The 8452-nt window shown below is 71.1% G+C and carries 4 protein-coding genes; all 4 read left to right on the forward strand.

Annotated elements, in window-relative coordinates:
• The first annotated feature begins 54 nt into the window (after positions 1 to 54).
• The 4 genes from Q1L59_RS15255 (at position 55) to Q1L59_RS15270 (ending at position 8442) form a co-directional block, all read left to right on the forward strand.
• The gene (locus Q1L59_RS15255; protein ID WP_300333782.1) at positions 55 to 2811 is read left to right on the forward strand and encodes a TIM-barrel domain-containing protein; all 2757 of its coding nucleotides are present in this window, start codon (positions 55 to 57) and stop codon (positions 2809 to 2811) included.
• Between the two features lie 146 nt (positions 2812 to 2957).
• The gene (locus Q1L59_RS15260) at positions 2958 to 5801 is read left to right on the forward strand and encodes a tetratricopeptide repeat protein (protein WP_300333784.1); all 2844 of its coding nucleotides are present in this window, start codon (positions 2958 to 2960) and stop codon (positions 5799 to 5801) included.
• A 180-nt stretch (positions 5802 to 5981) separates the two neighbouring features.
• Positions 5982 to 6449, forward strand: coding sequence for a hypothetical protein (locus tag Q1L59_RS15265; protein WP_300333786.1), 468 nt, complete (start codon positions 5982 to 5984; stop codon positions 6447 to 6449).
• A gap of 565 nt (positions 6450 to 7014) precedes the next feature.
• Entirely contained in the window at positions 7015 to 8442 is a 1428-nt protein-coding gene (locus Q1L59_RS15270; protein WP_300333788.1) for a hypothetical protein, read from the forward strand.
• Positions 8443 to 8452 lie beyond the last annotated feature (10 nt).

Raw genomic sequence — 8452 nt, forward strand, 5'->3', positions numbered from 1 at the left:
CCGCTCGACGCCGCTCCCTCAACCCCACCCTCGACACCGCCCACGCGCTCTGCCATGCCGCACACCACGAACTCGATCTACCCGACCCACTTGCCCGGCGACCCGCAGGCCGATCCGGCGGCCATCGTCACGCACGGCGCGGCGCGCTTCACGCTGCTCACGGCGCGCCTCGTCCGCCTCGAATACGCGCCGGCCGGCGGCTTTGAAGACCGCGCCAGCCGCAGCTTCGTACACCGCCGCCTGGCCGTCCCGGCCTTCACCAGCCAGCGCGTCGGGACGCGGCTCGAAATCGTCGGCGAGCATCTGCGCATCGACTACGACGAGCGCCACGGCTTCACCGCCGCCGGCTTGTCGATCACCCTCGCCAACGGCTGCACCTGGCGCTACGGCGACGCCGACGACGCCAACCTGGGCGGCACGCTGCGCACGCTCGACAAGGCCGACGGCCCGGTCCCGCTCGAGCCCGGCCTGCTCTCGCGCGCCGGCTGGAGCCTCGTCGACGACTCGGCGAGTCCGCTCCTCGACGGCGGCTGGATCGCCCCGCGCCGCCCCGGCGCGCCGGCTCTCGACCTCTACTTCTTCGCCTACGGCCAGGACTACGCCGCGTGCCTGCGCGACTTCCGCACGCTCAGCGGTCAGGTGCCGCTGCTCCCGCGCTGGGCGCTCGGCAACTGGTGGAGCCGCTACTGGGCGTACCGGCAGGACGAACTGCTCGCCCTGATGCGCGACTTCGCGGCGCATCGAATACCGCTCGCCGTCTGCGTCATCGACATGGACTGGCACATCACGCACACCGGCAACGCCTCGCGCGGCTGGACCGGCTACACCTGGAACCGCGAACTCTTCCCCGACCCGCGGCAACTGCTCGCCGAACTGCACGCGCTCGGCCTGAAGATCGCGCTCAACCTGCACCCGGCCGACGGCGTCTGGCCGCACGAAGCGGCCTACGCCGACTTCGCGCGCGCGCTCGGCCAGGACCCGGCGAGCGGCGCGCCGATCGCCTTCGCGCTCAGCGACCGCGTCTTCGCGCAAGCCTACTTCGCGCTGCTGCATCACCCGCACGAAGCCGCCGGCGTCGATTTCTGGTGGATCGACTGGCAGCAGGGCCGGCGCACGCCGCGCTGCGCGATCGACCCGCTCTGGTGGCTCAACCATCTGCACTTTCACGACCTGGCGCGCGACGGCTGGCGCCGTCCCTTCACCTTCTCGCGCTGGGGTGGCCTGGGCGGCCAGCGCTACCCGATCGGCTTCTCCGGCGACACCGTCATCTCCTGGCGCTCGCTCGCCTTCCAGCCCTACTTCACGGCGACCGCGGCGAATGTCGCCGCCGGCTGGTGGAGCCACGACATCGGCGGCCATATGGAAGGAATCGACGACGCCGAGCTCTACCTGCGCTGGGTCCAGTTCGGCGTCTTCAGCCCCATCCTGCGCCTGCACAGCACGCAGAACCCCTACCTCGAACGCCGGCCCTGGGGCCGCGACAGCGAAACGCTGCGCCACGCGCGCGCCGCCCTGCAACTGCGCCACGCGCTCATCCCCTACCTCTACAGCATGGCCTGGCGCGACCACGCCGCCGGCTGCGCGCTCGTCACCCCGCTCTACCACGCCTATCCGGACGCCGCGCCGGCCTACGCCTGCCCGGCGCAGTACCTCTTCGGCAGCGAACTGCTGGTCGCCCCGCACTGCGCACCGCGCGCCGCCGACACACAGCTCAGCCGGCAGGTCGTCTGGCTGCCGCCGGGCGACTGGTACGACTTCTTCACCGGCGAATACTACCCGGGCGACGCCTGGCACAGCCTCTACGGAGAACTCGCCGAAATCCCGGTCTTCGCGCGCGCCGGCGCGATCGTCCCGCTCGCCGACGCGGGCAGCGCCTTCAGCGCCGACGTCGACACCGACACCGACGGCGACGACGACGACGACCGCAAGCCCGACGCCGCGCCGCCGACGGCTCGGCCAACGCCGCCCGGCGCGCCGCCGCGCCTCGTCGTCCATATCTTCCCGGGTGCCGACAACCGTTTCGAACTCTACGAAGACGACGGCGAAAGCAACGCCTACCTGGCCGGCGCCAGCGCCCTGACGCCGATCCAGCAACGCTCGAGCGCCAGCGCGCTCCATCTGCTCATCGGCCCGACCTTCGGCGACTGCAGCGTCGTCCCGCCGGCGCGCGCGTGGACGCTCGTCCTGCACGCGCGCGTCGCGCCGAGGCAGATCGTCGCCGAAATCGACGGCCAGGCCTGCCCGTTCGAAACGCAGTACGACGCGGACAGCGGCGCGCTGCACCTCATCCTGCCGCCGTTCGCGCCGCAGGCGCGGTGCAGCGTCGTCCTCAGCCCGCTGCCGGAAGTGCGCCGCAACGAAGACCTGTACGCGCGCCTCGCCCGGCTGATCGCTGCTTTTCGCTGCGCGAGCGAAGCGAAGCGCGCACTCGCCGTTCGCCTCGACGAAATCGTCGCCGACTTCAACATTCTCGGCGCGTACCGCACCGCGCTCAGCGACGGACAACTGCGCGCCATGCTCGAAACGCTGACCGGCGCCGGCCTGCACCAGACGCAGGCGAGTGGCGAAAACCTGCGCATCGTCTGGAACCGGCACGCCGATGCGCGCCTGACGCTGCGCTGGTCGATCGAAAACCGCACGACCTGGGACCCCTACCGGCGCTACCGCCAGGAAGCGGGCCCGGCGCCGCGTTTTGCCGAATACCGCCCGCTCACCCACCCCGGCGCGTGGCAGCTCAGCCTGCACTACGGCACGCTGCTCGCCGTCAGCGAGCGCGAACCGGCCGATCCGACGGCGGCGGGGGAGGTCTGAGGCGCGCGCCGCGCGCCGAATCCCTGGCCCGCGCCGGCGTTTGACGCGCCGAGCGACGACAGCGACAATCCCCCTCCGACGGCAGGCGCCCGGCGGCTGGAGAGCGCCGGGCCAGTGCCGAACCTCGCCGCGCTCAGGAGAATGCCGTGTCGCCCGCCAGCCCCGCCAGCCCCGCCCGCCAACCCCGCCAAAGCAGCCGCGTCAGCCTCTTCGTTTCCGCCGTCAGCGCGGAGTTTGCCCAGGATCGCGAGTTCCTGCGCCACGAACTCGCCGGGCCGTCGGTCGACATCAAAATTCAGGAAGACTTCATCGCCGCCGGCAGCACGACGCTGCGCAAGCTCGACGACTACATTCGTCACTGCGACGCGGTCATTCATCTGGTCGGCGAGCGCACCGGCGCCGCCGCGCACGCGCAGGCGCTCGCCGACCTGTGCCAAGACTATCCCGACCTCGCCGACAAGCTGCCGGCGCTGGCGCCGTGCCTCGGTGCCGGCGCGCCGACGCTCTCCTACACGCAGTGGGAAGCCTGGCTGGCGCTTTACCACGGCAAGGAACTGCTGATCTGCGTGCCGGAGGGCGGCGCGCCGCGCGCGACCGATGCCGCCGCCGATGCCGATGGCGCACAGCGCGCCGCGCAGCAGGCGCACCTCAAGCGCCTGCAAACCGCCGGCTACTACCCGCAAGTGCGCTTCGCCGATGCGAAGGCGCTCGCGCTGCGCGTGCGCAGCTCGACGATCGGCCGCCTGCTCGACGCTGCCGCCCGGCGGTCGCCTCCTCGGCGGCTGCCCTGGAGCAGCCTCGGCAAGCTGTTCACCGGGCGCGCCGGCCAACTCCGCGCGCTCGCAAAAGCGTTCGGCGCGCCGCCGACGCGCGCGGCGCCGGTCGTCGCGCGCGTCATCCACGGCGTCGGCGGCGTCGGCAAGACGCGCCTGGCGATCGAATACGCCTGGCAGCGGGAGAGCGAGTACACGGCGATCTTCTTCGTCAGCGGCAGCGATCCGGGCGTGTTGGCGGCGCACATCGCGGCGCTCGCCGCGCCCGACGTCCTCAAGCTGCCGGAAAGCCAGGCGAGCGAGCACGCGGTGCAGCACGCGGCGGTTCTCCGCTGGCTGAACGACCACCCCGGCTGGCTGTTGATCGTCGACGAACTCGACACGCCGGAAGCCGCGCAGGCGGCCGCAGCGCTGCTGCCGCAGCTCGCCGGCGGGCACGTTCTGCTCACCAGCCGGCTGGCGCACTGGAGCGCCGAACTGAGCGTGCGCGAACTGCCGACGCTGACGCCGGAGGCGGCGCGCGATTTCCTGCTCCAGCGCACCGCAGATCGCCGGCGCAAGCGGCCGGACGACGCGGCGAGCGCCGGCGCGCTGGCGCACGAACTCGGCCAGCTCGCGCTGGCGCTCGAACAGGCCGGCGCGTACATCGCGACCAACCGGCAGTCGCTTGCCGCCTACCTCGCCGACTGGCGCCAGGACGACGCGCAGCGGCGCGCCGCGCTCGCCTGGTACGACGCGCGGCTGATGCACTACCCGAAGAGCGTCGCGCAAACCTGGCAGACCTCGTTCGACCGCCTGAGCGACGGCGCCCGCGCGCTGCTATCGTGGCTCGCGTGGCTGGCGCCGGAAGCGATTCCGGAAAGCCTGCTCGACACGCTGGCGGCAGCGGCAGCGGACGACGAAGCCGCTGCCGCGTTGGCGCGCGCACGGCGCGCTGCGCTCACCGAACTCGAAGGCTACTCGCTCGTCCTCCGCGAGGACGACGGCGCCGACGACCGCGAGAGCTTCAGCCTGCATCGTCTGGTGCAGACGGTCAGCCGTGACCAGCAGTACGATGAAGCGCAGCGCGCCGCGGACGACAAAATCCCGCCGGCGCTGCGCGCGGCGCTGGCGTGGGTGAATGACGCCTTCGTCGGCGTTATGCAAGATGTCCGCGACTGGCCGCGCCTCGATCCGCTGGCGCCGCACGCGCAGGCGGTCGCGGCTTACGCCGACGCCGCAGCGATCGCCGCGCCGACGGCGCGCCTGTTCAACGATACGGCCCTGTTGCTGCACGCGAAAGCGCGCTACGGTGAAGCCGAACTGCTGCTGCGCCGCGCGTTGGCGATAGGCGAGGCCAGCCTCGGCAGCGAGCATCCGAACCTTGCCACGTACCTCAACAACCTGGCGCAACTGCTGCAGGCGACGAACCGCGTGTCCGAAGCCGAGCCGCTGATGCGCCGCGCGCTGGCGATAGACGAGGCGAGCCTGGGCAGCGAGCATCCGAACGTCGCCATCGATCTCAACAACCTGGCGCAACTGCTGCAGGAGACGAACCGCGTGCCCGAAGCCGAGCCGCTGATGCGCCGCGCGCTGGCGATAGATGAGGCGAGCCTGGGCAGCGAGCATCCGGGCGTCGCCATCGACCTCAACAACCTGGCGCAACTGCTGAAGGCGACGAACCGCTTGGCCGAAGCCGAGCCGCTGCTGCGCCGCGCGCTGGCGATAGTTGAGGCCAGTCTGGGCAGCGAGCATCCGAACGTTGCCACGTGCCTCAACAACCTGGCGCAACTGCTGAAGGCGACGAACTGCCTGTCCGAAGGCGAGCCGCTGCTGCGCCGCGCGCTGGCGATCGACGAGGCAAGCCTGGGTCGCGAGCATCCAAACGTCGCTATCCGCCTCAACAACCTGGCGCAACTGCTGCAGGCGACGAACCGCCTGTCCGAAGCCGAGCCGCTGCTGCGCCGCGCGCTGGCGATCGACGAGACGAGCCTGGGTCGCGAGCATCCGAGCGTCGCCATCGACCTCAACAACCTGGCGCGACTGCTGCAGGCGACGAACCGCCAGTCGGAAGCCGAGCCGCTGCTGCGCCGCGCGCTGCGCATCCTTTTCGTCAGCCTGGGCGACGAGCATCCGCACACGCAAATCGTCCGCCACAACGCCATTGCGCTGCTCCACGCGCTCGGCCGCAGCGACGACGAGATCGCTGCGACGCTGGACGACGGGCTGGCCGGCTAGCTTCGCCGGCGGCGCGTTTCGCGCGGCGCGGGGCTTGGCCGGGCGTTTGCGGCGGGCCGGCGTGGCGGCCGGCGGGGCTGCGGGGTGCGGGTCTTGCGCAAGCGCTTGACGCCCCTTGTCTCGGCGCGGCATACTGCTTGCAGTCGTCTGATTTTTTTCAACAAGCCGAGGAGAAGCAGAATGGGGCAAAACCTGGTTTCGTTGCACCTGACGGAGGAAGACCTGGTCGCAGTGGACGCGGCGCTGCGCACGCTGGAGGAGAAGCTCGCCGTACTCGTCGAGCTTTCGGTCGATGAGCGGCGCGCCTTGACCAAGATGGGCGAGAAGTCGGAAGCGTTTTGTCGGCAGACGCTGATCGTGCTGGCGCAGAATCGGCAGATCATTCCGGCGGAACTCGACGTGCGCGAGGCGGAGAACGATCTCGAGCAGCTCGATCTGCTGCGCCCGCGCTTCGCGCGTCTGCGCCAACTGGCGACCCGCGCCGACGATACCGAGATGGCGCTGGGCAGCGACGTGATGGCGGCGGCGCTCGAAGGCTATGCGCTGGCCAAGGTGTTCGGCAAAGGCGCCGGTCTCGACGCCCTGCGCGCCGCCGTCGGTACGCGCTTCTCCCGCCGCCGCAGTGGCGGCGAAACGCCGGCCGCCTGAGCCGGCCAGCCGAGCCGCCGGGCAGTCGGCGCAAGCCGCCGGCGCCGGCGCGCGAGGCGCCAAGCCCGAGGCGCGATTCGCCGACGCTTTCCCGCGATGCGCCGACAGCACTCCCCGGTTGGCCGAGCCTGGCGCTCGGCTCGCCGAGCTCGGAACTCCACCAGCCGAGCTCGGAACTCCATCTGCCGAGCTCGGAACTCCATCTGCCGAGCTCGGAACTCCATCTGCCGAGCGTTGCGCTCGACCTGCCGAGTTCCGAGCTCGATCTTGTCGAGCATTGCACTCGATCCTCCGAGCTCGGAACTCGATTGCCCGAGCTCGGAACTCGATCGCCCGAGCTCGGAGCTCGATCATCCGAGCTCGGAACTCCATCATCCGAGCTCGGAACTCGATCGCCGGAGTCCTGATCTCGATCACCCGGCCGCGCGGCGCGATCGGCCGGGTTCGGCGCGCGCCGCGCGCTGCCCGGCCGTGCGCCGCGGGCGTGCAGCGGCGGGGATAAACGCGCTATCCTGCGTCTGGCCGGCCCGTTTCGCGCCGGCGCACGCGACCCATGGAGACTTGTATGCTCAGCCCCGCGACGACGCTCGACGACGCCTACCAGACGCTTTCCCCGCGGCCTTTGCTCGCCGCCGCTGAGCTGGCGGCCTTCTATTGCGCGCAGATCGACGATTTGCGTGGCGGGCGCGTCGTCGACCGCCTGGCGCTCGGTCTGCGCCGGGCGCATGCCGGCGCCCCGTACAAGGCGCTGCTGATGGGGCACGCCGGCGTCGGCAAATCGACCGAGCTTGCGCGGCTGGCGGCGCGCGTGGCGGGACAGTTTCGCGTCGTGCGCCTGAGCGCCGGCGAGCATCTCGACCCGATCAGCTTCCAGCCCTTCGACCTCCTGCTGCTGATGGCCAGCGAAGTCGCCAGGCGTACGGCGCAGCCGGTCGGCGAAGGCGGCGCTGGCGAGCCGCCGGGGCCGGCGTTTCTCGAGGATGTTGTCGACTGGTACGCGCGCGGCGAGGAGGTGAGCACGCAACGCCGAGAAATCGGCGCGCAGGCGGCGGCCGGCGCCGGCCCGGCGGCCGGCGAGTGGTGGGCGCGCGCGCTCGGCTTCTTCGCGCAGGTCAGGGGCGAGATGAAATACGCCAGCGTGCGCGAGGAGAAGCGCGTGCGCTACCGCCTGAGCCGTATCGACGATCTGGTGCAGAGCGTCAATCGCCTGCTCGCGCAATGCAACTCGCTGTTGCGCCGGGCGAGCGGCCACGAGTGGCTGTTCCTCTTCGAGGATTTCGACAAGGCCGGCATTTCGCCGGAAAGGACGCAGGCGCTCTTCGTCACCTACGGCAACGTCATCCGCGAAGTCGACGCGCACATCGTGTTCACGATTCCGATCGCGCTCGGCTACTCGTCGCAGGCGAACGCGCTGCCGGTGCCGCGCGACCGCCAGTTCGTGCTGCCCGATACGATGGTCTTCGATCAGCAGCACCGGCCGCACGCCGCCAGGCGCGTCGCGGTGCGCGCCGTCCTCGGCGCGCGCCTGGCGCCGGAGTTGTTCGCCGCCGGCCAGGCCGAGCGCCTGGTCGTCGCTTCCGGCGGCAATCTGCGCAATCTGTTCGCGATGGCCGCCAACGCCGCCGACGGCGCGCTGCTGCGCGGCGCCGCGCAGATCGAAGCGGACGACGCGAGCGGCGCCATCCGCCAACTGCGCACCGACTATGAACGCCAGCTCGGCGAAAGCCCGTACGATCAGGAAATCGCCGGCGACGGCCAGCGCCGGCCGATCGCCTACGAGAGCAAGGCGAACCGGCTGTGCAGCGTGTATCGCGGCGATGCCGAGGCGAAAATTCCCGATCCGGTGCTCTATGCGCTGTTGCGCGCGCGTGCCGTGCAGGAGTTCAACGGCGAACGCTGGTTCGGCGTCCATCCGCTGGTCGTCGATCTGCTCGTGCAGCAGCGACGCCTGGCGCCAGAAATCGGCGGCGTCGTTGCCGGTGGCAGCGAATAGCCCATCGCCG

Source organism: Accumulibacter sp., assembly GCF_029255125.1.
Classification (GTDB): domain Bacteria; phylum Pseudomonadota; class Gammaproteobacteria; order Burkholderiales; family Rhodocyclaceae; genus Accumulibacter.

What these genes read in the sequence shown, in the direction of transcription:
- Q1L59_RS15265 (WP_300333786.1), top strand. Translation starts at nt 5,982, where the DNA reads ATGGGGCAAAACCTGGTTTCGTTGCACCTGACGGAGGAAGACCTGGTC.
- Q1L59_RS15270 (WP_300333788.1), top strand. Translation starts at nt 7,015, where the DNA reads ATGCTCAGCCCCGCGACGACGCTCGACGACGCCTACCAGACGCTTTCC.
- Q1L59_RS15255 (WP_300333782.1), top strand. Translation starts at nt 55, where the DNA reads ATGCCGCACACCACGAACTCGATCTACCCGACCCACTTGCCCGGCGAC.